Source organism: Pseudalkalibacillus salsuginis (assembly GCF_021646685.1).
GTDB lineage: Bacteria > Bacillota > Bacilli > Bacillales > Fictibacillaceae > Pseudalkalibacillus > Pseudalkalibacillus salsuginis.
On record NZ_JAKJHW010000016.1, the window covers coordinates 1 to 26564 of the forward strand.

A 26564-nucleotide genomic window follows, 5' to 3' on the forward strand; every position below is an offset into this window, starting at 1 on the left:
TAGGGGGTGGACAATATTCTGGTCGGGATCAAGTCCCACGGGCAGTTACGTCCTACCCCGGCTACCTAAAGAATAACCTAAATTAAATAGGTCAACCAGGAATGACTGGCTGACCTTATAATACGAAAGGGCAGTTATCTGGAATAAGAGGTTCCTATATTTAATCCACATAAGGTCCATATTCTTGAATAAGAGAAGAGAAGGAATTATTAGAAAGTGAAACGAACAAAATAATAAAAAACCTTTAAAACTTACATAAAGTCCTTTTAATGCCCCCTAGAGAATATACATGTAAAAATATTTTTTATGTGGGGGATTATATGAAGTTGCAAGGGAGGATAAGTTTAAGCGTTGGTTGGATAACTTTGTTTCTAATGGGTACTGATTTATTTGTGGTATCCCCATTATTACCGTTTATTTCGGAAGCATATAAAGTTAGTGCATCGACCACTGGATGGATGGTAACTGTTTTTGCAGTTACATATGCTTTTTCGGCTCCTTTCTTCGGTTGGCTTTCAGATAAAAAAGGACGGAGAACATTGATTACATTTGGCTTATTGCTGTTCGCTATTTCTAATACGCTAACTGCATTTTCTCCTTCATTTTTATGGATGATTGTTAGCCGTATTTTAGCTGGTTTATCCGTTGCTTCAATCACTCCTTTGATATACGCAATCATTGGAGATATCGCCCCACCCAATCGAAGAGGAACATGGCTTTCAATTGTTGTATCAGGACACTTGACGGCTCTTTGGGCAGGAGCGCCATTCGGTACGTTATTAGAGCATTTTCTTGGATGGCGCTCAGTATTTGTTGTAATGGCAATCATAGGAGCCATATTGGCGGTAGTGAATTTTAAAACATGGGAATATATTCCTAAAAATGATTTAACAAGAAACCTATTAGAAGGAAATCTGCTAAGAATACTTTGTTCTGTAAGTGTTACTATCATCTGGGCGATTTCAATGTATACCCTTTATGTTTATTTAGGTGCAGCTCTTTACTCCGAAAATAATTTCTCATCATCAGAAATCGCATTAGCTATTACTTTTTATGGTGTCGGTGCTGTTTTAGGGAGCCTTACAAGTGGGCGATTAACAGATAAATTCGGAGAAATGAAAATTTCGAAGGCTACGCTAATTTTCTTAATTCTAATACTCATTTGTTTAGGGATATTCTTCTCATCTGGTGATTGGGTTTATTTCTTCCTTTTTATTTGGGCTTTAGTTGGGTATGCAGGATTTACATCATACCAAGCACGATTAGCTGTGGAATATCCAAAAGAACGAGGAATTGTTATGGCATGGAATAATACGGCTCTGTATATTGGTATTACCATTGGTTCAATGATTGGAGGTTTTGTCATATCTATTTGGGGATATTCTTTACTTCCATATGTTTGTAGCGTTGCAGCAATCGTAAGTTTTGTGCTTAGTACCCAAAAGCTACAAAGCGCAACTTCAAACTAAAAAAGTCAAATTCCCTGTACGTTTTCAAAGGGAACTGACTTTTTTTATTTGATTCTTCAAGGGGACCGCCAACAAAATGCGGAAGCCACTTTTTTAATAAAAAAGCCGGATTCCTGCTCGCCAAGAGGCTCCGGCTTATGTTGGATGATCTTGACGTAAGAGCAAGCGATATATTGCAAGCAAATGGAGTAATATGGGTTGAAGGGCTGTCTGATCGAGTTTATTTAAATAAGTGGATTGAAATTTTTAGTGAAGGTGAAATCAAAGAAGGTTTTGATTATCAAATTGTATTCTATGGAGGAAGGTTACTCTCACATCTCGAGTTTCAAGGACCTACTGGTAATAATTCAAGCTTAATAAACTTGCTTCTTACAAATAGAAATGCAGCTATAATAATAGATAGCGATAAACGATATATTAACCAACCAATAAATGATACAAAAAAAAGAATTAAGCAAGAGTTTAATGAAGTGAATTCATTTTGTTGGATAACAAAAGGAAAAGAAATAGAAAATTATTTACCCAAAACAACCATAGAAAGTTTTTATGAAAAAGAGATTGATAGGCAATTTGGTAAATATGAACTGATTGATAACTTTTTAGATTCAATCAATGAGGGAGAAGGGAAGAGGTTTTTAAGGAATAAAGTCAAATTCGCTAAAGATATATCTCAATATTTCATTAAAGAAGAATTAGAGTCTTCATTGGACTTAAAGAAAAATGTGGATATTTTAATAGAAAATATCAGAAAGTGGAATTCTAAATAATAGTGTCAAATACACTACAAAATCAAGGGTTGGTCCGATAAATGAAACATTGGTGGTAGTTATTTCAGTAATAGGTATAATTACAGGTGAATTTAAAGGGTTTTCTTATCTTAATTTGTTCATTTCCTTGATATTATTATGAAAATTACTGGAAACCACTTAAGACGTTTTTGAGTGAATAACCCTAAGGAAAATAAAGCTCATACTGAAATATCAAGAGAAAGGTTCAGAGTTTATTGATTTCAGCTCTGAATTTTTCTTTTGGTAGTTTGTTTTTGGACAGTCCCCATTTTATTGGTCTATCTGATATTTAGAGGATATATGTTCTGCAATCTGCGACAAAGGTAAAGTAAGCATCCCTGTGTCCGCTAATTTCCTCCTAACGTCTCCTAGTCAATCCTCACCTGAGAATTTTTAATAACTTCCCTTCACCTGTTAATTTTTAAAGTTTTGGCACACTTCTTGCATTTGTTTTGGGTAAACAGAGAAGGAGTGATGCATTTATGAAAGCGGCAACAAAAAAGTATATCAACTTGAAGACACCTTTACCTGGGCCCAAATCCCAAGAATTGATAAAGAGGAAAGAAGAAAATGTTCCTCGGGGGCCGTTCAACACATCTCCTGCTTTTATAAAGCAGGCGGAAGGTGCAATGATCACTGATATCGATGGCAACACGTTGATCGATTTGGCCGGAGCGATTGGGTCGTTGAATGCCGGTCATTGTCCGCCAAATGTCGTAAAAGCGATCCAGGAACAAGTCGAAAAATATATCCATCCATGTTTTCACGTTATGATGTACGAGCCTTATATCGAGCTTGCGGAAAAACTAAATGAAATCACACCAGGAAACCACGCAAAGAAAACCTTTTTCCTGAATTCAGGTGCTGAAGCCGTCGAAAACGCGGTGAAAATCGCCCGTAAATATACGGGAAGGCGTGCGATCGTGTCGTTCGATCGAGGCTACCACGGCCGGACCTTGTTGACAATGTCACTGACCAGCAAAGTGAAACCATACAAAAACGGCTTCGGTCCATTCGCTACGGATACGTACAAGCTTCGCCATCCTTATTATTACCGCAAGCCTCAAGGTATGATGGATGAAGAGTTAGATGAGCTGTATTTGAATCAGATCAACGACTTTTTCTTAGGTGAAGTGCCGCCAGAAGACATTGCGGCATTCATCATGGAACCAATCCAGGGGGAAGGCGGATTTATCGAACCATCCAAGAACTTTGTGCAAAAAGTACGGGAGATTTGCAGGGAGCATGGAATCCTGTTCATCGCCGACGAAGTACAGACAGGCTTCGGAAGAATTGGGAAGATGTTCGCCTCTGAACACTTTGATATCGATCCTGATTTGATAACCATGTCAAAATCGATCGCAGCCGGAATGCCGATCAGCGCTGTTACCGGGAGAGCAGAAGTGATGGATGCGCCAAATCCGGGTGAAATCGGAGGCACGTATGGTGGAAGTCCTTTAGGATGTGTGGCGGCTTTAGAGGTAATCAAGTCCTTACAGGAAGATGGCTTGGTTGAAAGGGCGAATCACATCGGAGACATGATTACAGAGCGCTTTCAGAGCCTGCAGGAAACGTATGGCAACATTGGAGATGTACGAGGTGTCGGGGCGATGTGTGCGATGGAAATCGTCAAGGGTCAAAATACGATGGAGCCCGATAAAGAACTCACTGGTAAAATCGTCGCAGAATGCAATCGCAGAGGTGTCATCCTTCTAGGGGCAGGGTTATACGGCAATGTCATCCGTACCCTGAGCCCGCTTGTGATCACCGATGATCAGCTGACCGAAGCACTAGATGTAATTGAAGAAGTCATTCATGATTTAACTTAAGTAAAAAGGTGGTGGCCTGAAGTGATGAATACAACATTAGTGAAAAAAGACTTATATATCGGAGGGGGACACGTTGCGACCAATGACTACGTCCCTCTCTATTCACCCTATAATCAAATGAAGATTGCAGAAGTGGCAGAAGCGTCTAGAGCGGATGTCGATCAAGCGGTGGAAGCGGCGGAAAAGGCACGCCTGATTTTGAGAAAAATGCCGGCTCATAAGCGTGCGGCAATCCTTGAAAAAATTGCCCGCATACTTGACGAGCGGAGTGAAGAAGCAGCGAAAATCATCGCCTCCGAAGCTGCAAAACCGATCAAATTTGCAAGAGGAGAAGTTGCAAGGACTGTTCAAACATATAAATTCGCAGCAGAGGAAGCGAAACGGATCGGCGGAGAGACGATACCGCTCGATGCAGCACCAGGCGGGGAAAACCGGATCGCATATACAATCAGGGAACCAGTCGGGATTGTTGCAGCAATTACTCCTTTCAATTTTCCGATGAATCTGGTCGCCCATAAAGTCGGTCCATCCATCGCTGCCGGCAATCCCGTCATTCTCAAGCCGGCTGAACAGACACCGTTATCGGCTTACTTTCTCGCTGAAATTGCAGAAGATGCCGGGATGCCAGCTGGTGGTTTGAACGTGGTCACTGGGAAAGGTGAAACGGTCGGGGATGCGCTCGTGAAGGATCCTCGGATCAAAGCGGTCACGTTCACGGGCAGTCCGGAAGTCGGTAAGCTTATCAGGCGGAATGCAGAGCTTAAAAAAGTGACACTTGAACTCGGTTCTAACTCCGGGGTTATCGTCGATCAGGGCGTCGATGTGGATAAAGTCGTCAAAAGAGCCGTACAGGGTGCGTTTGCCTTCCAGGGACAGGTCTGCATTTCTTTACAGCGGATCTATGTGCATGAAAACATTTATGAGGAGTTCATCAAGAAGTTTACAGCGGAAACACAACAACTCCGACTGGGTGATCCTCATGATGAAGACACCGATATTTCAGCGATGATTTCTAAAGATGACGTCACCCGAAGCGTAGACTGGATTGAGGAGGCAATCAAAGCGGGTGCCGGACTTGCTTCCGGGTACAGTATCCATGGCCATATCCTTTCACCTACTGTACTCGTTAATGTCGATCCAAATACGAAAGTCTCCTGTCAGGAGGTCTTTGCACCGATTGTGATGATCAACAAAGTTTCATCTGTGAAAGAAGCGGTTGCTTATATGAATGATTCGAAATACGGACTGCAGGCAGGGGTTTATACGAACGATATCGGCGTCGGTCTGGATGCCGTGGATGAGCTTGAGGTTGGCGGCGTTCTGATAAATGATATCCCGACATTCCGTGTCGATCATATGCCGTATGGCGGAATCAAGGAAAGCGGTACTGGTCGTGAAGGATTGAAATATGCAATCGATGAGTTATCAGAAATGAAACTCGTCATCATAAATAAAAATTGATCATCGATAAAAGTCGTTCTCTTCGGAGTGCGGCTTTTTTGCACATGTCATAATTTCAAAATCGAAAGAATTAATTTCAAAAATGAAAGATTAAGACTTTAATCGATAACGTGTTAAAGAGTCATGCAGATATACCTTTATAAAAAAATTCTCTAATCTCTGCCAATAAAGGGTTAAGAATGATTTCTGAATTTTTTGGCATGATACTTGCATTTTAATCGTGTGAAAATTCCAATTAAAAGAGGTGAACAAGATGTCAGCAGAAACAAAGACACAAACTAGATATGAATATGGCGGAGATGAATTTGTTTTCGTAGAGCTGTCAGAGTCCATGACATTAGAGGCAATGTTCAAAGGAATGGCAATCACGAATAAACTTGCAGAACAAAATAGAGAAGGCATCATCGATATTTGTCCAGGAAATGCCTCGTATATGATTCGAGTCGATCCTGAGGTATTGCATCCGGATGAGTTGATTTCAGTACTGAAAGAAATTGAAGCGTCCTTAACCGATTACGAAGAGACGACGATTCACTCGAGACTTGTGGATGTGCCGATCTTGTTCGAGGATCCATGGACGTATGAAGCGTTGATGAAATTCCGGGTTAACCACCAGGATCCAGATTCAACAGACCTGGAATATTCAGCAAGGATCAATGATTTCGAATCGAAGGAAGAGCTGATCCAGAACATCAACGATTTTCCGTTTCTCGTTTCCATGGTCGGTTTCGTGCCAGGTTTACCTTTTTCGTTCCAATTGACTTCACAAGAAAAGCAGATCGAGGTCCCAAAATATGTGAGACCAAGAACCTTCACGCCAGAACGGGCATTTGGATTCGGCGGAGCATTTGCCGTCATCTACCCGGTCCAGGGGGCAGGAGGCTATCAACTGTATGGGACAGCAGCTGCGCCAATTTTAGATGTAGAACAGAAGCTTGAAGATTTCAAAGAATCAATGGTGTATTTCAGACAGAGTGACATTTTAAGATATCGAAGCATCTCGATGGACGAGTACGAGAGGATCAGGAAAGAAGTTGAAGAAGGGGCGTTCCGTTACCGTACGAGAGAAATGTCGTTCACACCAAAAGATGTTATGAAAAATCCGGAAGAATTCGCAAGCAAGGTGATGAGGAGGTTATACGATGATCAACGTTAAAGAGCCAGGACTTATGACGACCGTTCAAGATAATGGACGAAACGGATATTACAGCTTCGGTATGCCTCCATCAGGTGCGATGGACAAGTATTCATTCATTGTCGCTAACCTTTTGGTGGGAAATGATGAAAACGCTGCCGTACTCGAAGCGACGTATCTCGGACCAACGCTGGAATTCGACTGTGAAACGACGATCGCAGTCACAGGCGGGGAAATCCCTCCAAAATTGAATGGTGAACCGTTCGGACTTTGGAAACCTGTGCATGTGGAAAAAGGAGATGTCCTTTCGTTTAATTTTGTGAAAAGCGGAACCAGAGTGTATATCGCTGTCGCTGGTGGAATCGATGTCCCAATCAAAATGGGATCTCGCTCAACCTACACATTATGCGGTATCGGAGGTTTTGAAGGACGTGCTCTTCAAAAAGGCGATCTGCTTAAAACCGGTGAAGCTAGCAATCCTCCAGCAAGCACAGAAATCACTCTATCAGAAGAACTGATTCCGAAATACGGCAACCGTCATGAAATCAGGGTGATCATGGGGTTGTGCAGTTACAGGTTGACGGAGGAAAGCAAAAAGAAGTTCTTTGACATTGAATGGACCGTCACGCCTGATGCGAACCGGGTAGGATATCGCTTCAAAGGCGAACCACTCGAATTTGTTGAACGTGAACAGCCATTTGGTGCTGGAAGTGACCCTTCGAATGTAACGGATCTAGGCTATCCGATTGGATCCATCCAAATACCAGCTGGAATCGAACCGATCGCTCTGTTGAATGATGCTGTGACAGGTGGAGGATATGCGACGATCGCGACAATCATCAGTATTGATTTGTTCAAAATGGGTCAAATTAAGTCCAATGACAAAGTGAAATTCATCGAGGTCTCACTTGATGAAGCGATAGAAGCTCGAAAAGAATTGAATGGGAAATTGGACAAGGTCAAAGAAACCATTAAAACAGTATCTATTGGAGGATGAGAAAATGGCAGAGAAAATCCCAGTTGTATCACCAATTCCAGGAGTGTTTTACAGAAGAGAAAGTCCAGATAAAGATGTATACGTGAACGAAGGCGATGAAGTGAAAGAGGGAGACGTCATCGGTCTGGTGGAAGTGATGAAGAACTTCCATGAAGTCACGTCAACCGAAAGTGGTGTAGTCGTCTCGTTTTCTGTTGAAAATGAAGCAATCATTGAAGCAGGACAAAAAGTCGCGATCATCGAGCCAAAATAAAGAAACAGACAACCGTGTTTAAGGGAGAGGATCGTTATGACATATTTCAATAAAGTATTAATTGCAAACCGTGGGGAAATTGCTAGACGGATCATGCGTACATGCAAGAAGCTGGGGATCCAAACCGTAGCAGTCTATTCAGATGCTGATCAAGAGGCACCTTTTGTAAAAGAAGCTGATGAGGCGGTTCATATCGGGCCCTCACAAGCGAAGCAGAGTTATCTTCAGGTGGACAAGGTGCTCCAGGCGGCGAAAGAAACCAATGCGGATGCGATCCATCCAGGGTATGGATTCCTATCTGAAAATGAAGGCTTTGCTAGACGCTGTACAGAAGAAGGGATCACCTTCATCGGCCCGACACCTGAAGTGATCAGTCTGATGGGGAGTAAAATCGAAGCACGAAAGCAGATGGAAAAAGCGGGCGTTCCAGTCGTACCTGGTTGGAGCGGAAACATCGAAACAGTCGAAGAGGCTCTGCGAATCGCTGATGAACTCACCTATCCATTGATGCTGAAAGCGAGTGCTGGAGGCGGCGGTATCGGCATGGAACTCGTGCGAAATGCCGAAGAACTGGAGAAAGTCTTTTCTTCCACAAAACAAAAAGCGGATTCATTCTTCGGGGATAGAACGGTATTCCTTGAAAAGTGGATCGAAAACCCGCGCCATATCGAGGTGCAGGTAGCCTGTGACGAGCATGGGAATGCCGTTCATTTATTCGAAAGGGAATGCTCGATCCAGCGCAGGAACCAAAAGATCGTCGAAGAGAGTCCGTCACCGTTCCTGGATGAAAAGGTGCGGAAAGACCTTTGTGAAACGGCGGTTCGAGGTGTCTGCAACATCAATTATACCAATGTCGGGACGATGGAGTTCATTTTCGACGAGCATCAAAACTATTACTTTTTAGAAATGAATACGAGGCTGCAAGTTGAACATCCCGTTACAGAAGAAATCACAGGATTGGACCTGGTAGAATTACAGCTTAAGATCGCGTCAGGTGAGAAGCTCGGTCTAACACAAAAGGATATCCAGAAGTCAGGGCACTCGATTGAGGTCCGCTTATATGCGGAAGACCCGAACACGTTCTTCCCTTCACCTGGGACGATTCAAAAACTGGATGTCCCAACCGACGGCGTCAGACTGGACTTTGCAGTGGAAGAAGGTAGCACTGTATCACCGTTCTATGATCCGATGATCGGGAAAATCATTGCGTTGGATGTCAACCGCAACGCTGTAATTGAAAAGATGGATAACGCATTGCGTGGATTGAAAGTCGAAGGGATCACGACAAATCTGGAGCTATTAGAAGACATCGTCATCGATGAAGATTTCAAGAATGGTAACTTCACAACCAAGTTTGTAGAAAATAGAGCAGCCAAACAGAAAGCATAAAGAGATGGGGAGGCGGAACTGTGTATAAAGTAGATTTGAATTGTGACATGGGAGAAAGCTATGGGTTATACGAAATGGGCAACGATGAGGAAATGATGCGCTACATTACATCAGCCAATATTGCCTGCGGCTATCACGCAGGTGATCCTCATACGATCCGTAAGACCGTGATGCTGGCAAAAGAACATGGGGTTCAAATCGGAGCTCACCCAGGTTTCCCGGATCTGATCGGATTCGGGCGGAGACACATGACTGCGACAGCAAGTGAGATTCGGGATTATGTCCTTTATCAGCTCGGTGCATTAAGGGAATTTGCGAAGTTATATGATGCCGATATCCAGCATTGTAAGCCGCATGGTGCACTGTTCATGATGGCGATGGAGGATGAGGGCATCGCCAAAGCGATTCTCGAAGGATTAGCGAAGGTAGATCCTGAGATTATCGTCTATGCATTGAACAATTCAGCAGCCGTCGAAGCCGGTAGGAAGATGGGGATCCGCGTTGCAAAGGAAGTCTACTCGGACCGTGAACACACGGACACCGGTTCGATCGTAATCACCCGAAAAGGATCGACCATTACGGATTATGATCAGATGGCAGAACGGGTTGTCCGCATGGTGAAAGACGGGAAAGTCGAAACACACCTCAATGAAACAGCAGATGTGAAGGCGGAAACGGTCTGCATCCATGGCGATACACCGGGTGCTCCGAAACTGGCAAAAGCGATCCGCGACGCATTGGAGAGGAATGATGTCGAAATCACCGATGTCCGAAACATCATCTAACCTGACAGTAAGGCTTTTCTGCTATAATGCCCCTATAACAAGCAGCAAAGCAAATGCCGTTTGCTGGCATATCAATTATTTCGATTAACGCCTTCGAGGGGGGCTTGAATTTGATTTTATGGAAAGATGTCCTTAAACCTGTTTCTCTAAAACTTACAATCGATCAAACAATAGCTGAAGTGTTGGACCTTTTTACTGAAAACAACAGTGACATCGCGTTTGTATTTGATGGTGATCAAGTATTGGGGTACGTCAATAAAGACGTTCTTCTTAACCAGATCCGCCATTCCAAGGATCTTGAAACCCCCATCGAATACAAAGACGATATTCTGATCATTCCATATCAAGCCCCTATCGAGTATTACTTCAATTGTTCAGTCTATCTGGCTGTGACGGACGGTTTCATCGGTTATATCACACAGACCGATGTGCTTCATAAAGTGAACGGAATGAAATTCGAACAGATCAACAAAAGCATTGATAGCGCCGAAATCGGAATCGTGACGATGGATACGGATTATAAAGTGACCTTCATGAATGTAACAGCTGAAGAGATTCTCGGTATTTCGAGAGCCTTCCTGGTCGATCGGCATTACCGGCAGTTGATCCGCATCGATCAGGACATCAGCCGGGTTTTGGAAGGTGCCCAGCTCATGAATGTGACGACTTCCTTCAATTTTAAAAATATGACGGGGCATCTGTCTCCAATCTACGAAAACGGGAAGGTCATCGGCATCGTCCATATCTTCCACCTGCAGAAGCGTTTTGAAGAAACCGCGAAAGAATTGGAGTTTGTAAGAGAACTAAACGAAGATTTGAAAGCAATTTATTCTGCATCCAACGAGCAGATCTTGGTCGTAAATGGAAAAGGTGACATCCAGCGAATATCAGGAACTTTTCTAGAAGCGTTCTGGGGAGAGCTGGATAAAGACACGATCATCGGCTCCAATGTCTATAAGCTGGAGGAGAAAGGCGTCTTCCGGCCAAATATATTCGATCAGTGCTTGACTGAAAAAAGAAAGCTTTCGCTTGTCCAAGAATCGAAGGATGGAAACAAAGTCTGGTCGACAGCAACCCCAGTGTTCGACGGGGAGAAAATCAAGAAGATCGTCGTCATTTCACGGGACATTTCATCCAAGGACAAGCTCGATGGAAAAAGGACTCCTGAACATAGAGATGACCTTAAAAATGGTGACGAACCAAAACAAAAGCTGATCTACAAATCAAAAGTGATCTCGGATCTCGTGAATGAAATGAAACAGATCGCAGAGGTTGATTCAACTGTGCTTCTATACGGTGAGTCCGGTGTCGGAAAAGAGGTCTTTGCCCAATATATCCACAGCCATAGCAAACGGAAGGATCACCCGATCGTCAGTATGAATTGCGGGGCGATCCCGGAAAACCTGCTCGAAAGCGAAATGTTCGGGTATGAAAAAGGAGCCTTCACAGGGGCCGTTTCGACAAAGAAAGGGCTGTTCGAGCTAGCGGATAAAGGGACGCTATTCCTGGATGAAATCACCGAACTTCCATTGAACATGCAAGTGAAATTGCTGCGTGCCCTTCAGGAGCTTGAGATTGTCAGGGTAGGCGGCGTCAAGACCATCAAGATCGATGTCCGGGTCATCGCGACGACCAACCGTGACATCAAGAAGATGGTCCAGGAAAAGAAGTTCAGAGAAGACCTTTATTACAGAATCAATGTTATCCCGATCCAGATCCCGCCGCTGCGGAAACGGAAAGAAGATATCGTCTCGCTGTCCCTGCATTTCATGAATGAAATCAACACCACGTATAAAAAGGAAAAGAGCCTGTCAAGGGAAGCATTGCTGCTGCTGGAAAGCTACAGTTGGCCGGGGAATGTCCGTGAATTGCAAAACGTCATCGAAAGGCTCGCCGTCACGACGACAAATCCGGTGATCGAACAAGAAAATGTGCTGAAGATTTTATATGACAAAGCGACCGCAGACCGTGATTCCCAGATTTTCGTCTCGGAGGTTTTCCCATTGAAGGATGCCGTAAAGGATTTAGAAGAACAGTTGGTTTCATTGGCATTGCAGAAATACGGTACAGCAGCCGAAGCGGCGAAAGCCCTGCAGGTCAGCCCGGCGACCATCAGCCGGAGAATGAATAGCCTCTTGAAAAAGGGAGAGTGAGGGCATGCTTTCATTACCGGAGACACGGTTCGATTTTTGCGGAGACGAGTATATCTTCGCCCAGATTACAAATGACATGAGCGCAGAAAGCAACTTCAAAGCGATCGCGATCACCAATGAATTACGTCGGCGGAACATTCCGGGGATCATCGAAATCTATCCCGCAAATGCCTCTTATCTTGTCCGATATGATCCCGAGGCGTTGTCGCCATTCAGCTTATTAGACTATTTGAAGGAAATCGATATCACGAAAAGCGATGAATCCGAGTTGAACATGAAATGCAAGATCGTCGAGATCCCGATCTGGTATGATGATCCGGTCACCAAAGAGTACTCGATCCGTTTTAACGAACGGAATAAAGAGATTACCGAGTCGAACTTCGATTTCGTGATGAAGCTGAACGGATTCAAGGATAAAGACCGGTTCATCGATGCGCATTCCAAAGTCCCGCATCTGATCACGATGCTCGGATTCACGCCCGGCACAGCATGGACATACCCGCTCGGCATACCGCGAGAAGAAATCATCCGTGCACCCAAATACACGAGTCCAAGAACGCAAACACCAAAGCTTGCGATCGGAATCGGCGGTGCGTTTTCGGTGATCTATCCGACGCAATCTCCGGGAAGCTACCAGTTGATCGGGATGTCAGCGGTACCGGTTTATGAGCACCAACAGCGATTAGAGGCATTCAAGGATTCGATCTTCCTCGCGAGTCCAGGCGACCTGTGGAAGTACCGGACGATTGATGAAAGCGAATACCGTTCCATTACGAAAGAAGTAGAAGATGGCACATACCGCTATAAAATGAAAGATGTCCACTTTTCAGCTGAGGAATATATCCGGAAGGAAGAGAAGTACCTTTCCGAGTTAATGGAGGACTTTTAATTGATTAACGTGATCGAGCCTGGATTCATAGCGACAATTCAAGATGGCGGCAGGAACGGCTATTATCATCTCGGTGTGCCTCCTTGTGGAGCGGCGGACAAGCTGTCGTTTCAGATCGGCAATCTCTTATTGGGTAATCCGCCTTTCAGTGCCGGTTTGGAAATCACATTAACGGGGCCGACTGTGGTTTTCGAGAAAAGCACGGTCATTGTGGTTACCGGGGCTCCGGCAAATGTGACACTGAATGGAAAACAGATGGCGATGTGGGAAGTCTTCAAGGTTAAAAAAGGCGATGCATTATCCATTTCCTATTCGACAAAAGCGGTAGGTGTTTTCACGTACATGTGTGTGTCTGGCGGTATCACAGTTCCTGAAATTTTAGGAAGCCGCTCGACCTATACATTAGGCGATTTCGGTGGATTTTTAAGCCGGAAGCTGGAAAAAGGTGATGCCATCCCGATCAGTGAACCATTACCAGGTGCCTTCAATCGAGTCGGGAAAAGCGTCGAGGCCCCTTATATCCCACGTTTTTCTAAAAAAGTCGATGTCCATGCTGTAATGGGTATTTCGGGTAATGAAATCAGTGACGAAGGCATTACGAAGTTTTTGAATAACGAATGGGAGGTGAACCTTGAATCCAATCGGGTCGCCTATCGGTTCGACGGGGAAACGATTCCGTACAAAGATTATGAACCGCCATTCGGTTCCGGGAACAGCGCAGGAGGCGTGGTCGACTTCGCTTATCCAATCGGAGCGATCCTCGTACCGAATACAGAAGAAGTCATCGTCTTGTTGAATGACGCAACAGTGGGAGGAGGGTTCGTCATGGCGGGTACCGTCATCAGTCCGGATTTAAGCTTCCTTGCACAGGCGAGGCCAGGATCATCCGTCCGTTTCCATGCTGTTACCGTCCAACAGGCAACGCAGCTCCGTTTAGAGCAAAAGAAACAGTTGAATGACTTGGTCGAACAATTGCAATAAGCGGGAGAATCCTATTCAACATGGGATTCTGCCTCCGCTAAGGTTTTAAAATAAAAATAACGAAAGATTCGTGCAATAAAAAAGTCTGAATATTATAAATTTTACGACAGGAGGAGAAACACAATGGCAGAAAAATTAAATCCTCAGGTAAGCCAAAATTCTAAGGAAGAAAAGAAAGAGGATTATGCACTTGAGAAAGTTCCAAAACATTATCGGATGGGATGGTGGAGCATCACAAACGTAGCACTCGGTGTTGCGACAGCAATGGTCTTCATGCAGATGGGGAGTTTGATGGCGGTATCCTATGGAGCTATGAATGCATTGATTGCTGAAATCTATGCAACTGTCATCGCAGGTGTCCTGGGTATCGGGATCGCCTATCTTGCCGCAAAGCATGGGATGAATGTAAACCTGCTCGCCAGAGGAGGAGGATTCGGCTATATTGGTGCTTCGATTACTTCGTTCATCTATGCAATTAACTTCATCATGTACTGTGCAATCGAAGGTTCGATCATGGCCTATGCCGTCTATGAATATGTACAAGTCATTCCGATCTGGATCTTGATGGTCTTCTTCGGACTGGCCGTCATCCCGTTCAACTGGTTCGGCATGAAACAATTGGACAAGCTACAAAAATGGTCGCTGCCGATCTTCATCATATTATTAGGTGCTGGAATGATCACTGCAGCCAATATGGCACCGACGTATGCCGGTGATGTATGGTCCTACTTGCCGGAAGGCGCACAAGTCGGCGGTACAGCTTTACTTACGTGTATCGGAATCATCAATGGTCTTGTCGGTATCATGGCATTATTGATCTCGGATTATGCGCGATTCATCAAACCTGAACAATTCAAATTAGGTGTGTTCGCTGTCGGATTCATCCCGCAATTGGTTTGTTTCTTCATCATGGGTCTGATCGGAATCTGGTTCGGTGTTCGTTTCATGGAAGACAACCCTGGTGTGTACTTCGTGCATATCATCGGTATCTTCGGGGCATTGTTCACAATATTGACTCAGATCAGAATCAATATCACCAATCTATACAGCGGATCACTATCTCTATCAAACTTTTTTGAAAATGTATTCAAGTTCACTCCAGGCCGTACATTCTGGGTCGTATTCACTGCGGTCACTGCTGTCATCGCGATGCTCGCTGGCGCACTCGACTATCTCGGGCCGCTGCTAACCTTCCAGGGCGTCTTCTTATTCGCCTGGGCCGCCACAATCATTGCGGATGCCTTCGTCGTGAAACGAGCTTTAAGAATCGGTCCAATGCACTTCGAATATGAACAGGAAAAATTGTATAAATGGAACCCGGTCGGTGTCGTTTCATTGATCGTCTCGAGCACCATTGGAACGATGGCAGCATTCGGGGTAATGGGAACCTTCCTTCAAAACACCGCAGCCTTCTTTGCGGCGATCCTATCATTCCTATTTACGATCGTCCTTGCCGTTGCCTCAAAAGGAAAGTACTATGTGAAAACAGATAAAGACAACGTTCCGAAAGATGAACACATTGCTTAAATTCATATATACAACCGAATCCTTCCTAATCAATTAGGAGGGACTCGGTTTTCTTTACGTTGGAGGTAATTTGTAAAAGGGATTGATGACTTCCAGGAGCAATTATTATTGAGGTAAATATCCTATAGAGGAGCGAAAGCCATGTCAAATCTAGTTTTAGATCAATTTAATAGAATTAGAAAGTGGATGATCAAGCAGTAGAAGATCTCTCAGAAGAAGTTGTGGATATTCAACCAGATGGATTCAACAATACAATCAGATGGCACATTGGTCATATTATCACGGAAACAGAATATTTTATGTTCGAGCTCCCTTGCAATCCTGTACAAATCCCATTACGATACAATGGATTTTTCAGCCCTGGTACCAATCCCTCGAAATGGGATGGAGAGGTACCACTTTTATCACAGCTTGTTGCAACTCTTAAAGACCAGTTAACCCGTGTTAATAAAATGTCACCAGAGGATCTTAACCAACCTCTAGAGGAAAATATACATGGATACACGATTGCTGCTGAAGCTGCTGCGGAATAAAATTGCAGAGGCTTTATCGATAGAAGATAAAACATCATTTTTGCTTGGAAGCGTTGCTTCAGACGGTGTTACTGGCCAACTTGATTCCTTGGTGGAAAGCGTGACTGCAGCATAGAAAACTGTTATACAAAAATTCTGTAAGTGTGCCCTTTTTTAAGAGATTACGATGAAGATAAAAGAAAAAGGTAAACAAAACATAATTAAAGACGAAAATCTATAAGATGTCCGCCCTAGAATAATTATTTTTCCGTTGCTGTATTCCCAACAATTTTTGGGGTTTAATGTTCCGTCAAATGGCAAGAAAAACTCATGAGGTAAAACAAGTTGGTGTTCATTCGATTTATACATTAAAGTACCCTCCATGTGCACGGTTTTTATACAATCCGTTCAGATATCCTTGCACATGACTTCAAGATTCAGCATTCAGAACCCTTGTTACATCTAAATTTCTTTTTACTCAGCAAGCCCTACTTATTAACCCGCTAGTATATCTCCTCTTGGATATCTAATATTTTCCCCGTTTTCTGTTTAGCTAATGAAAATGCTAATGTCAACGGACCAAGTTTACCTATAAACATGATCAATATGAAAATGATTTTTCCAAACGATGTAAGGTCTCCAGTCAATCCCATCCCAGTAATGTGGAGCAAAACTTTTGGACACCGCCGTCGTTTCGGTCACATCGATTGGTTTCTGTATACTTTCCATCATCCAAAGCAGCCTCTTTGTTTCTATTTGCTTCCCCTGCTCGAATCTGATAAGAGCTACCACGATATTCGAGCACTTTCACCTTGAAGACCTCCATCATTTTACCCCATTTCCCATCTTTTACCTCATTTTACCATAACAGCGAAAGTGTTAGGCACCTTTTAGGATTGTACGATTATCAATGCTTCTGAAACGATACCTGACTCTTTCTTAAAAATACTATCATTCGATTTTGAAGCCGGCAGTTTGTATTGGTCCTTGGGTGATGAGTTTGGAGAGCTGGTTGGCCATCTCTTCAGGTGTAGGCTTCTCCTCTTGGTTTAACCACCATTGGATGACAGCTACGAAGGCAGCGCTGATGAAATGGAGAAGGAGATCTTTCGGGATTTGGAATTGGGTTGGATCCTTCACGACTTCTTTTATGTGCCTGTCGAACTTATCACGAATCACTTCTTCTAAATTGTTCCTGAAACCAGTGATTCCATTTTTACCGAACATGACTTGATAGAACATCTGATGTTTTTGTATACATTGGTAAACATTGGTGACACTGCCTTTTAACCTCTCAATGTTCACTTCTTGATCTGCCTGGTCGAAAGGCGGATTGATGACGCTGATCAATTCCTGGATGACATCAGAACTCATTTTTTCCAGAAGGTCATACTTGTCATCATAGTGAAGATAGAAAGTTGCGCGGTTGATTAACGCTTCATCTGCGATGTCTTGAATGGTCATTGTGTCAAAGCCCTTCTCTTGGATAAACTTCAAGAATGCTTCGTTAATGAGTTTCCTCGTCCTTTTTACTCGTAGGTCTGTTTTCTTAGCCATTTTTTCATCCCTCTTTTATTAAATACACAACAAATTTAAATCAGGTGTCGTTTATCATACACATCGTAAAACATTGGTTATTGTATGTTTCTTGTATTCTTCTATAATGGCATTGTAAACAACATAGTGTTAATTAATCAAAAACTTGTCTATTAAGGGGGGTGTATAGGATGAATTTCTTTAAGCAGAAGCTATTCTGGGGCGGGTTCGCTGGAATCCTGATTGCTGTCACCATTTTTACATTTTCATTCATGGGTTCCACCGTCAATCCAACACCAAAAGACATGCCGTTAGCACTCGTCGTGGAAGATGAAGGTGTGACACTCCCAACAGGAGAGCAGTTGAACTTCGGTGAAATGTTAGAAGAGCAAATCAAGCAGAATGACAATGAGAGTGTGGAATGGACCATTCTGGAAAGTCGCGAAAAAGCAATCAATGAATGAATGACAAGAACTTCTATGCGTCTATCGTCATTCCGAACGATCTATCTCAAAAGATTCCTACTCTATTAGGTCCAAGTCCGCAAAATGCTGAAGTCGAGATTCTGATCAATGAGGGGTTGAACAAACCAGCTGCCACAATCGGAGAGCAAGTGGCTAATGGAATCATCTCAAAGTTGAACCAACAAGTCCAAACCAATTTATATACGCAAGTGTCGGAGCGTCAGATGCCGTTAAGTGTAGAGCAAGCCCAGCAGCTCGCACAACCCATCTCTGTAAAAACGGAGAAACTGAACCCTGTCCCAAGTTATACCGCAAACGGTAACGCGCAAGCCGTATTCACCCAGATTATATGGCTGACAACGTTCATCAGTTCCATGATCCTTTATACAGTGGTTAAAAAGATCGGCTTACGATGGACGTCTCTTGTCAGTCAACTGCTTGGCGTATTCATTTTCGTGAGCGGAATTACGGGTCTCGTATTCTGGTTGGCGAACAACGTGCTGGAGGTCGCGATCCCTGACAAAGGCGGCATGTTGATCCTAATGCTTTACGTCGGTCTCATGTTCTATTTCATTCAGGGAGCGTTCTTGAACTGGATTGGATATGCAGCAGCGCCGATTTTCATACTCTTGTTCTTCTTCTCGATGCCGGTCTTGACCCTACCGCCTGAAATGTTGCCAGACATCACAAAGAGCTGGCTGTATGATTGGATTCCATTCCGGTTCAGCGTAGAGGCGTTCAAAGATATCCTGTTCTTCGATAAAAACCCTTTGAACGACGGCATTGGCATATTAGGCTATACCGGTCTCATCAGCCTGCTCGTAATGAGCTTGTCCGTTTTGAAACCTACTGCTAAAAAGTTAGAACAACCGAAAGTAAAAGAACCTGCTAGAGAGGCCGATTAAAGAAACGCAGGAATGAATTATGCAGTAAAGCTATATAAAGAAGGAGGGGTATGACTGTAAATCAAATTTGCGAAATTACAAATGTGTCAAGAGCCTCATTATATAGAAAACTATCGGAAGGGAACAGATAATCATTCCTTATTCCGTTAAAGTGCCAGATTGTTGAAGATCTCTTAGTAGGGATTAATAAATTAATAACAAAACTTGCCCTTGAACTCCTAAGTTTTAGGAGGGAGGTAAAATTCGACCACAGATCATTTTCATAAAAAGGAACAATAAGGCTGGGATACAAAATAGAAGGAGGATTTCTTCATGAAAAATTCAGACAAAACCATTTTAGTGTTGGGTGCCACGGGAAAACAGGGAGGCGCAGTTGCCAGGAAGTTGTTAGCTGATGGGTGGTCCGTGCGCGCGGTTTCGCGGCACCCGGATCAACCGGCTGCACAAGAACTGCAAAAAAAAGGCGCCACAGTCGTTCAAGCGAACATGGATAATCAGCAATCTCTCTTGGACGCTATGCGCGGAGTTTACGGTGTTTATAGTGTTCAACCTTTGTATTCAAAGGATTTCGAAAAAGAGATCCAACAAGGGAAAAGAGTAGCGGATGTTGCCAAACAGGTCGGCGTCTCACATTTTGTATACGGCTCGGCCGGCGGCGCTGAAAGAGATAGTGGGGTTCCCCATTTTGAAACAAAGTGGCAAGTTGAGAAATATGTACGTGCTATTGGTTTACCTTTTACGATTCTCCGTCCAACTGGTTTCATGGAAAACTTTATAGGATTTAGTCAAGTTCATGAACAAAAATTGATGATACAGGGATTTATGGATGTGAATACGAAATTACAAATCATCGCGGTGCAAGATATTGGGGCGTTTGCTGCAATTGCCTTTAACAACCCGGAAAAATACAAGGGAATGGCCATTGAAATTGCCGGGGATGAAGTGACGCTTTCAGAAGTGGCAAAAGTGTTTAGTCAAGTATTTAATACACCATGTGAAGTTTTGGAGTCTGCCAGGGATCAATTTCAGAAAAATAAAATGTTTAAATGGTTAGAAACGGATGGGTATCAAGCTGACATTCCTTCCCTACGTAAAGTTCATCCCGATTTGCTTGATTTATCAACCTGGGTTAAAAATTCGGGATGGGATCCATTTGTTTAAGAAGAAAAAGGTGCTAATGTATAATGAATCGATAGTTGTGTGATTTTATTAAGCAACAGAAAAGGTAAGGGTATCTTATGAACAGACAAGAAATGCATCAGATAACAAAGAAAATAAGGAATTGAGTGCGGCAGATCAGTATCCGGTTAGTGTTGCCATTTTGCTTTGGTACGTTCCCACCACGCATTGGCTGGACAAATGCTTCGTAAGAGAGGATTGTTCGCAGGCCAAGAAATTCTAATTATGTAATTGTGGGATCAGGATGGTCAGTCGGACATGGGGTGTTGACCATTCAACCGTTTCGAAAACGGTACGAAGGTTGGAAGAACTTCTATCGCCCCTTGGGAAAGCCTATCTCGAGGGGCATTATTGGATTACGCAGGGGGCAATTCTTTAAGAAGGAGTATTTGCTTTATAAAAGGGTGGATTAATTTATAAGATAGTAAGGCTTCAAAAGAAAAGAACCAAGGTCCTAGGATCTTGGTTCTCTCTTTATCTTATACCTTTACTATACCATAGAAAAAGATAAAAGTTCAGACTTATATTTGGATAATTTATCCTGTATGCTGAGGTCAGAATTGGAGGGGGAATTATGATTAAAGGTTATGCAACTTATAATCACACGTGTCAATACTTAAGTAAGTTTGACTTTCCTAATCGAAAAACACCATGGTTCCAGACCTCACCCATTGCCTTAGGAACACACTTAGGGGATATGACCGATGAGGTTTCTAATCTCTATCGTGAAGCAATTGAATATTGTTTTCTGAATGGTATTAACTTCGTAGATACAGCTCTCAATTATCGAGGAATGAGATCTGAAAGAGATGTTGGTTTTGTTTTAAATAAGTTTATAAAAGACCAAGGCATAATTAAGCGTGAGTTTCAATTAATGTATACAACCTTGGTTCATTTTTTTTGTGAAGCAAAAGTGGATACATAGTGTTAAATTGAATCAAAGTTATATACATAACTTACGGATAAAAAAATTTCGTGGGTGATAAAATTAAATGCCGAGACAATTCCCACTTGGCGAGGGCCCATTAGACGGGTCATAACCAAAATGCAGAAGTAAAGGATAGAGACTCTTAAGAAAATCTCCAACGGATTTAATTTAGTCCGACCAGTCCATAAAGAATTCCAATCCATTAATTAATAACCCCCTTAATTACAAAACCTAAATAACCTCACACCAATTTTAAGAACCATAATCTTTATTCTTAAAGTCTGAGTGGTGGTTTTTTTATATTGTCAATATCTTTAATAAATTTAATCGTTTTTGGGGTAAAAAGTAATTTTCTTACTACAAAAAAACATTAAGAAGAAAATGAAGATCAAAATCGTTTTTTAAAAAAGAGCAACATTTTCAACTTGGTTTTCAGAGCTGTAAATTACTTGATTTTATCAAATACTGTATTAATTTTTGTTCAATAACAACGGTTAGCTCATAATTATATGTTCCGTTAATAGTTATGCAATTCATACTTCCTATTACTAGTATGAAAGTAGGAATGACCGCCATCTTAGCTGGCTGCACATGGCGGTTCAGGCACCTTGGTTAATTTTTAATATTTTTAACCAAATTGTATTTAAAAACCCTAAAAGGTCTTTGGTATTATTAACAAGGTGTGTGTGTCCTAGACATCAGTAATGTAATCTTTAAAAAAATGATTGATTATATTATTTATTTAATATACGTACATACTTAAGAATAGGAATTACGAAAGGAATGGTATAAAAATGAGTGAATTTTGGTTATCACTTCTTCCGCCTTTAGCAGCTATTATTTTAGCAATGTGGACAAAACAAGTTATTCCATCTTTGTTGATCGGGCTCTGGCTGGGAAGTTTGTTATTAACACAATCTTTATTTGGTTCGATCGGCAAGACGATTGATTATATCGTTGGGGTATTATCGGATTCAGGTAATCTTAATGTACTTCTTTTTTTATACATATTCAGTGGTTTAGTTGCTTTGATTCAGCTTTCAGGAGGCATACAAGCCTTCACTCAATTGGCAGACAAGTATATCACTAGTGCCAGAAAAACGTTGATTGCACTATGGGTGCTGCTTCCAATCACGTTTATCGATTGTGGATTCCGTGTTGTGGCAGGAGGATCCATTATAAAACCTTTAGCGAAAAAATACTCTGTTTCCAAGGAAAGATTAGCTTACATGCTTAATAATTCGGCTAGCCCGGTTATTGTTTTAATCCCTTTTGCTACAACGTTTATCGGTTATATCCTTGGGGTGTTAACCAAGGGGATGGATGTTGCTAGGGTAGAAGGGACGTCATTGCAGCTGTTCATCAATTCCCTTCCGTTTCACTTTTTCAGTTTTACATCGATATTGATAGCACTTATTTCTTTGATACCGGCTATTAATATCGGTCGTATGAAGAGTTTAATAAAAGAAACGAATGAGAAAATGGGACAGCAGTCAATGGCACATGATATGGAATTTGCTGAAGAATATAAAAATACCCATAAAGCAAACACGGGTGAGGATCAAATTGGTGTAACCATGAAGGAAAAAAGCCATGAGCATAAGCATGAGATGTCGATGGAGCACGATCATGATGATGTAGATCCTGTACTTAAACCTAGAATATTCAATCTCATTGTTCCCTTAGTCATCTTAATCCCGTTAAGTTTTTATTTAATGTGGGATAGTGAAGATCCATCAAGGTCCATGTTGATTGCGTTGTTTTCAACAACAGCCATAACTGCGGTACTTTATCTTCTTCAAGGTCTCGGACTTAATAGAATGGTGAACGGATTTTTTAAAGGTGGGAACAAATTAATTGTAACAATTGCCATTCTTACGGTTGCCTGGCCGATTTCCGACGTCTCGCAGGACCTAGGAATATCGAAATTGATTCAAACAACCTTAGGCGGATCTCTTAATCCTGTATTTGTTCCTGTTCTTGTCTTTATTGTTACAGGAGCTATCGCTTATTTTATTGGTTCATCATGGGGATCATGGGCATTAATGATGCCTATCGCAATACCGCTTGCAGTGATTACAGGGGGATCTATGCCGATCACAGTTGCTGCAGTTCTTTCAGGAGGGACCTTTGGGGATGTCACTTCACCAGTTTCAGGAATGACTGCTATGTCAGCGGGAATTGCAGAGGCTGACCATATGGGATATGTAAAAGCAATGACACCTTATAATCTTGTAGCCGGTGTAATTTCCGCAGGTTTATTTTTAGGGGTACCTTTCTTTTTATAGATCGGATTACAATATGAAAAAGCCTTAAAAAGAACCCTCTTATATATTGGTTAATTACAAGTTTGATGAGTTTATAAAAATTGCAAAAAAACTAAATGATATTGAAATTACTTTCTTCTTTAAAGATTATTACTTTGTTTCTCAAATCTTGTGCAGATTGGAATTCTGGTTTTTTGCCTTTATGACGAGTAATTTGTGTGCAACACTTGCTTCACTCAATCCACTTCTTGCATGGGAATTATCACTAAAGTAAACTTCTAAATACCGTTTATATTTTTTAATATCTAAGACTGTTAAAGCGTCTAACAAAGATAAAGGAATATCATTTGTATAACAATCACAATGTTTCTCTTGAATCAACCAATTAAAAAAGACCTCCAAATTCCGAGAGTAAATCTTCCTTGTAGAAGAGGATAATCCTTCGCTTTAAAGTACTCAATTACATACCAAGGGAACTTTGTATGATCCAAATAATTATTTCCTTTCATGGGGGATTAGTTAAATCATACAAATTTAAGGTAGACAAATATATATATAATATTTTCCATTTGGAATGTTGTGAAGAAGTTAACTTCAAACCTGTAAATTATGTATACACATTTCCTTCATTACTGGTGGTTATGTATGTACTTTTGGTTCACAAACGAAATGGTATTAGAAGAGATCTAACGGAAGAATTTAAACCAAAAGAGTTATGTATACAGTTTTGATTCCTATATGTATACACTTTTGGTCAACGTACTAAGGGGCAGGGATAAGCACTCTGTCCTTTTTAAAATTATACTTGTAACTTTGCGTTAAATACCAATTTAACGAATATAAATATATGGTATAATTTTACTTAACCCTATATTATGAATCGGAGTGTTTTGAATTGGACATTTTTGATAAGGATCTTGACTGGAAAGTTCAGATTCCAGAGAAAAATATGTACATAATGAAAGATCATTCCTGGGCATTTGCTGCTTGGGAGATTGAAAGATTAAAAGGGAATCTTTTACCGGATTCTGTTTTATTACACTTTGATTATCACTTAGATGACGTACCAGACGGCCTGTTAGTTGATGGTGTCTTAACAGCAAGTACAAAGGAAGAACTGTTTAGATTAACCCGGACACGAAAAGAGATAAACAATGGAATATTAGACACTCATAAAATTTATATTGATAACTTTATTTGGCCATCTTTCGCGAGAGGGACCCTCGGTTCTATGTTTGTTATAGCACCTCAAAACCTACCGGATATAGCAAAATGGGTATTGCGCGAGGAAAAAGTTAATTCTTCACAAGAAAGTACCGATTTAACAAGAGATGAAATACTACAGTTAATTCCAAAAGAAAAGTTTAATAATGTCTATCGATCTTTCTCTCTTGAGGAGTTTGAAGAAAAACATTTATCTACGTATAAAAACACAATAAAGAATAAAGGTAGAATATTAGATATAGATCTGGATTATTTTAATAAAGCAGGAGATTCATTTTCCGTTGAGTTAGCAACCGAAACTGAAATTAAGACTGAGCTATCATTTCTCCTCCACTTATGTAAATGGGACTTAATAACTGTCGCATTATCCCCTGTTTATTGTGGCGGAGATGACATTGCTGAATATTTATTAAAACTGTTTATGGAAGTTGCAGAACTGGATAAATTATAAATTTAATTGAGGGTAAAGGAATTTAAGAAATGGGAATTATGAAAAAGGGTTTAACCACATATACAAGTAGGAGGGGATTATTTTGACTTTAATTGTAGGGATATAATTGCCGAAAGGTGTTCTAATTATCAGCGACACCAGAGAAACGGATTTAAAAGGTAATATTACTAGTGACCAAAAAAGAAAAATTGTAAATATTGCACCCTTCTGTTATCTAGCAACAGCAGGGTCAGAAAGCACCTTTTATGCTGCACGTATTTTACGTAACTGTTTGTATAATAAAAGCTCAATTGAATCCATAAATAAAAATGTTCTTGAACTATACAAGAAGGTAAATGGGATTTACAAAGAAGTAAATTATCACCCTGTTGGACCAATTATGTTAGCCCAATATAACAATAGTAGCGAAAAATTTAAATTATTTCATATTGACCCACAGGTTAATGACTATGAGTGCCTAACTGAAGCAACTTACCTTACTTCCATAGGAGCCAATCCTTTCATCCGGCAAAACATTGAGACTAAAATAAAAAAATTAATAGCGGGTCTAAATAAAAACATTAATTCAGATAGTATTCACGAAATAATTGCAAAGAATGTACATCACTACTATAAGCGCTTATCGATCCCAACCATCGGTAAAAATATTTTTGTTGTGTATCTAACCACCAATGGTGGAAAACCAGCTAGTGCTAACTTTTTCGTTAACCAACAGGATCAACTTTTTAATATTGATAAGTCTCAAAACAGCGAATTTATTACTTTTAAAAATAAATCAAATTAACATTTCATAGAAAATAGCCTTTGAAATAAAAGTCTTATAATTTTCTAGTTTAAGGATGGTTCTGAAGATAGATAATTTTTTAAAAGTAAATATGACGAGTCAATGAAAAAACGGAGGATAAACGGTGTGAAACAATGTACATCTTTAGACTGACAATATGACTCGTGTATATATTACGTGTAAAAGGATCTCTCTCTGCTGCCTCTTTAAGCCTATGAGCCTTCTCTAAAGACCATTTGTAAGAGCGTTTAGCTCCTTGCTTAAAAATCACTTCAGCTATTTCATCAACAGTTGCAGCCATCACACCTTGAGGTGTTTGAAAGTGGAGTAAGGTCGATAATGAAGTTGGCGAATACAGAGCTCCGAAAACCGTCTTAAACTCAGGAAAGACTTGATCCAACGTCGTCTGGAATTGGAGTTTGACTTGTACATAATTCTCAGTCAGTGAGTCATGTTGCCGTGTTAAATTCCGTAAGTTTATATGCTCGACTGTCTTCTTCTGAAAGGGTTGTAGGTCATCATATTGGTAATAAAGTTCTCCCAATCGGAAAGCGTCGATCGCGTCCGTTTTCAATTTCCTTAAGCTCATCTTTTTCGCTTCGTGAGAGAGTACTGGATTGATCAAATAATAGACGATACCACGGTCTTCTAAGAACTG

Annotated in this window: 25 protein-coding genes and 1 pseudogene; 23 read left to right on the forward strand and 3 right to left on the reverse strand. The window is 41.4% G+C overall.

Annotated features, from left to right (window positions below; translation table 11 throughout):
* The first annotated feature begins 320 nt into the window (after window positions 1-320).
* The 15 genes from L1611_RS20175 (at window position 321) to L1611_RS20245 (ending at window position 16304) form a co-directional block, all read left to right on the forward strand.
* Window positions 321-1469, forward strand: a complete 1149-nt coding sequence (locus L1611_RS20175) for an MFS transporter (RefSeq protein WP_236315482.1) — start codon at window positions 321-323, stop codon at window positions 1467-1469.
* A 137-nt stretch (window positions 1470-1606) separates the two neighbouring features.
* Complete coding sequence (locus L1611_RS20180; RefSeq protein WP_236315484.1) at window positions 1607-2236, forward strand: OLD family protein; 630 nt, start codon at window positions 1607-1609, stop codon at window positions 2234-2236.
* Between the two features lie 503 nt (window positions 2237-2739).
* Window positions 2740-4086: a 4-aminobutyrate--2-oxoglutarate transaminase gene (gene gabT, locus L1611_RS20185; RefSeq protein WP_236315486.1), complete on the forward strand. Its 1347-nt coding sequence runs from the start codon at window positions 2740-2742 to the stop codon at window positions 4084-4086.
* Between the two features lie 24 nt (window positions 4087-4110).
* Complete coding sequence (locus L1611_RS20190; RefSeq protein ID WP_236315488.1) at window positions 4111-5547, forward strand: aldehyde dehydrogenase family protein; 1437 nt, start codon at window positions 4111-4113, stop codon at window positions 5545-5547.
* Between the two features lie 253 nt (window positions 5548-5800).
* Entirely contained in the window at window positions 5801-6703 is a 903-nt protein-coding gene (locus tag L1611_RS20195; protein WP_236315490.1) for a 5-oxoprolinase subunit B family protein, read from the forward strand.
* On the forward strand, window positions 6690-7679 hold the full coding sequence (locus L1611_RS20200) for a 5-oxoprolinase subunit C family protein (protein WP_236315492.1): 990 nt from the start codon (window positions 6690-6692) through the stop codon (window positions 7677-7679). The genes L1611_RS20195 and L1611_RS20200 overlap by 14 nt, the downstream gene beginning before the upstream one ends.
* A 4-nt stretch (window positions 7680-7683) precedes the next feature.
* On the forward strand, window positions 7684-7932 hold the full coding sequence (locus L1611_RS20205) for an acetyl-CoA carboxylase (protein ID WP_236315494.1): 249 nt from the start codon (window positions 7684-7686) through the stop codon (window positions 7930-7932).
* 36 nt (window positions 7933-7968) lie between these two features.
* A complete protein-coding gene (locus tag L1611_RS20210; RefSeq protein ID WP_236315495.1) occupies window positions 7969-9321 on the forward strand; it encodes an acetyl-CoA carboxylase biotin carboxylase subunit in 1353 nt (450 codons plus the stop codon).
* 20 nt (window positions 9322-9341) lie between these two features.
* Complete coding sequence (locus L1611_RS20215) at window positions 9342-10106, forward strand: LamB/YcsF family protein (protein ID WP_236315498.1); 765 nt, start codon at window positions 9342-9344, stop codon at window positions 10104-10106.
* Window positions 10107-10216: 110 nt separating this feature from the next.
* Complete coding sequence (locus tag L1611_RS20220; protein ID WP_236315499.1) at window positions 10217-12259, forward strand: sigma 54-interacting transcriptional regulator; 2043 nt, start codon at window positions 10217-10219, stop codon at window positions 12257-12259.
* Window positions 12260-12263: 4 nt separating this feature from the next.
* Window positions 12264-13148 carry a 5-oxoprolinase subunit B family protein gene (locus L1611_RS20225; RefSeq protein WP_236315501.1) on the forward strand — a complete coding sequence of 295 codons (885 nt, stop codon included), beginning with the start codon at window positions 12264-12266 and terminating at the stop codon, window positions 13146-13148.
* Window positions 13149-13157: 9 nt separating this feature from the next.
* Window positions 13158-14129 carry a 5-oxoprolinase subunit C family protein gene (locus L1611_RS20230; protein WP_236315526.1) on the forward strand — a complete coding sequence of 324 codons (972 nt, stop codon included), beginning with the start codon at window positions 13158-13160 and terminating at the stop codon, window positions 14127-14129.
* A 123-nt stretch (window positions 14130-14252) separates the two neighbouring features.
* Window positions 14253-15656, forward strand: a complete 1404-nt coding sequence (locus L1611_RS20235) for a purine-cytosine permease family protein (RefSeq protein WP_236315503.1) — start codon at window positions 14253-14255, stop codon at window positions 15654-15656.
* A 182-nt stretch (window positions 15657-15838) separates the two neighbouring features.
* Entirely contained in the window at window positions 15839-16189 is a 351-nt protein-coding gene (locus tag L1611_RS20240; protein ID WP_236315505.1) for a DinB family protein, read from the forward strand.
* Complete coding sequence (locus L1611_RS20245; protein WP_236315507.1) at window positions 16152-16304, forward strand: hypothetical protein; 153 nt, start codon at window positions 16152-16154, stop codon at window positions 16302-16304. The genes L1611_RS20240 and L1611_RS20245 overlap by 38 nt, the downstream gene beginning before the upstream one ends.
* A 507-nt stretch (window positions 16305-16811) precedes the next feature.
* On the opposite strand, the gene L1611_RS20255 is transcribed toward L1611_RS20245, so the two are convergent.
* Complete coding sequence (locus L1611_RS20255; protein WP_236315509.1) at window positions 16812-16979, reverse strand: hypothetical protein; 168 nt, start codon at window positions 16977-16979, stop codon at window positions 16812-16814.
* Window positions 16980-17119: 140 nt separating this feature from the next.
* Window positions 17120-17725, reverse strand: coding sequence for a TetR/AcrR family transcriptional regulator (locus tag L1611_RS20260; protein ID WP_236315510.1), 606 nt, complete (start codon window positions 17723-17725; stop codon window positions 17120-17122).
* A 170-nt stretch (window positions 17726-17895) separates the two neighbouring features.
* On the opposite strand from L1611_RS20260, the gene L1611_RS20265 reads away from it, so the two are divergent.
* The 8 genes and pseudogenes from L1611_RS20265 (at window position 17896) to L1611_RS20300 (ending at window position 25906) form a co-directional block, all read left to right on the forward strand.
* A complete protein-coding gene (locus L1611_RS20265; RefSeq protein ID WP_236315511.1) occupies window positions 17896-18168 on the forward strand; it encodes a YhgE/Pip domain-containing protein in 273 nt (90 codons plus the stop codon).
* Window positions 18165-19073 (forward strand): YhgE/Pip domain-containing protein, encoded by a 909-nt coding sequence (locus tag L1611_RS20270; RefSeq protein WP_236315513.1) that lies wholly within the window; start codon window positions 18165-18167, stop codon window positions 19071-19073. Before L1611_RS20265 ends, L1611_RS20270 begins: the two co-directional genes overlap by 4 nt.
* Before the next feature lie 3 nt (window positions 19074-19076).
* Window positions 19077-19204, forward strand: a pseudogene (locus tag L1611_RS20275) (helix-turn-helix domain-containing protein); the annotation flags it as partial.
* A gap of 181 nt (window positions 19205-19385) precedes the next feature.
* Entirely contained in the window at window positions 19386-20234 is an 849-nt protein-coding gene (locus tag L1611_RS20280) for an NmrA/HSCARG family protein (protein ID WP_236315515.1), read from the forward strand.
* A 592-nt stretch (window positions 20235-20826) separates the two neighbouring features.
* Window positions 20827-21177: an aldo-keto reductase family protein gene (locus L1611_RS20285; protein ID WP_236315517.1), complete on the forward strand. Its 351-nt coding sequence runs from the start codon at window positions 20827-20829 to the stop codon at window positions 21175-21177.
* Window positions 21178-21974: 797 nt separating this feature from the next.
* Window positions 21975-23468 carry a Na+/H+ antiporter NhaC family protein gene (locus L1611_RS20290; RefSeq protein WP_236315519.1) on the forward strand — a complete coding sequence of 498 codons (1494 nt, stop codon included), beginning with the start codon at window positions 21975-21977 and terminating at the stop codon, window positions 23466-23468.
* An 874-nt stretch (window positions 23469-24342) separates the two neighbouring features.
* A complete protein-coding gene (locus L1611_RS20295; protein WP_236315521.1) occupies window positions 24343-25122 on the forward strand; it encodes a peptide arginase family protein in 780 nt (259 codons plus the stop codon).
* Window positions 25123-25228: 106 nt separating this feature from the next.
* On the forward strand, window positions 25229-25906 hold the full coding sequence (locus L1611_RS20300) for an Ntn hydrolase family protein (protein ID WP_236315523.1): 678 nt from the start codon (window positions 25229-25231) through the stop codon (window positions 25904-25906).
* A 79-nt stretch (window positions 25907-25985) separates the two neighbouring features.
* On the opposite strand, the gene L1611_RS20305 is transcribed toward L1611_RS20300, so the two are convergent.
* On the reverse strand, window positions 25986-26564 hold a 579-nt coding region (locus tag L1611_RS20305), incomplete at its 5' end, for an IS110 family transposase (RefSeq protein ID WP_236315524.1).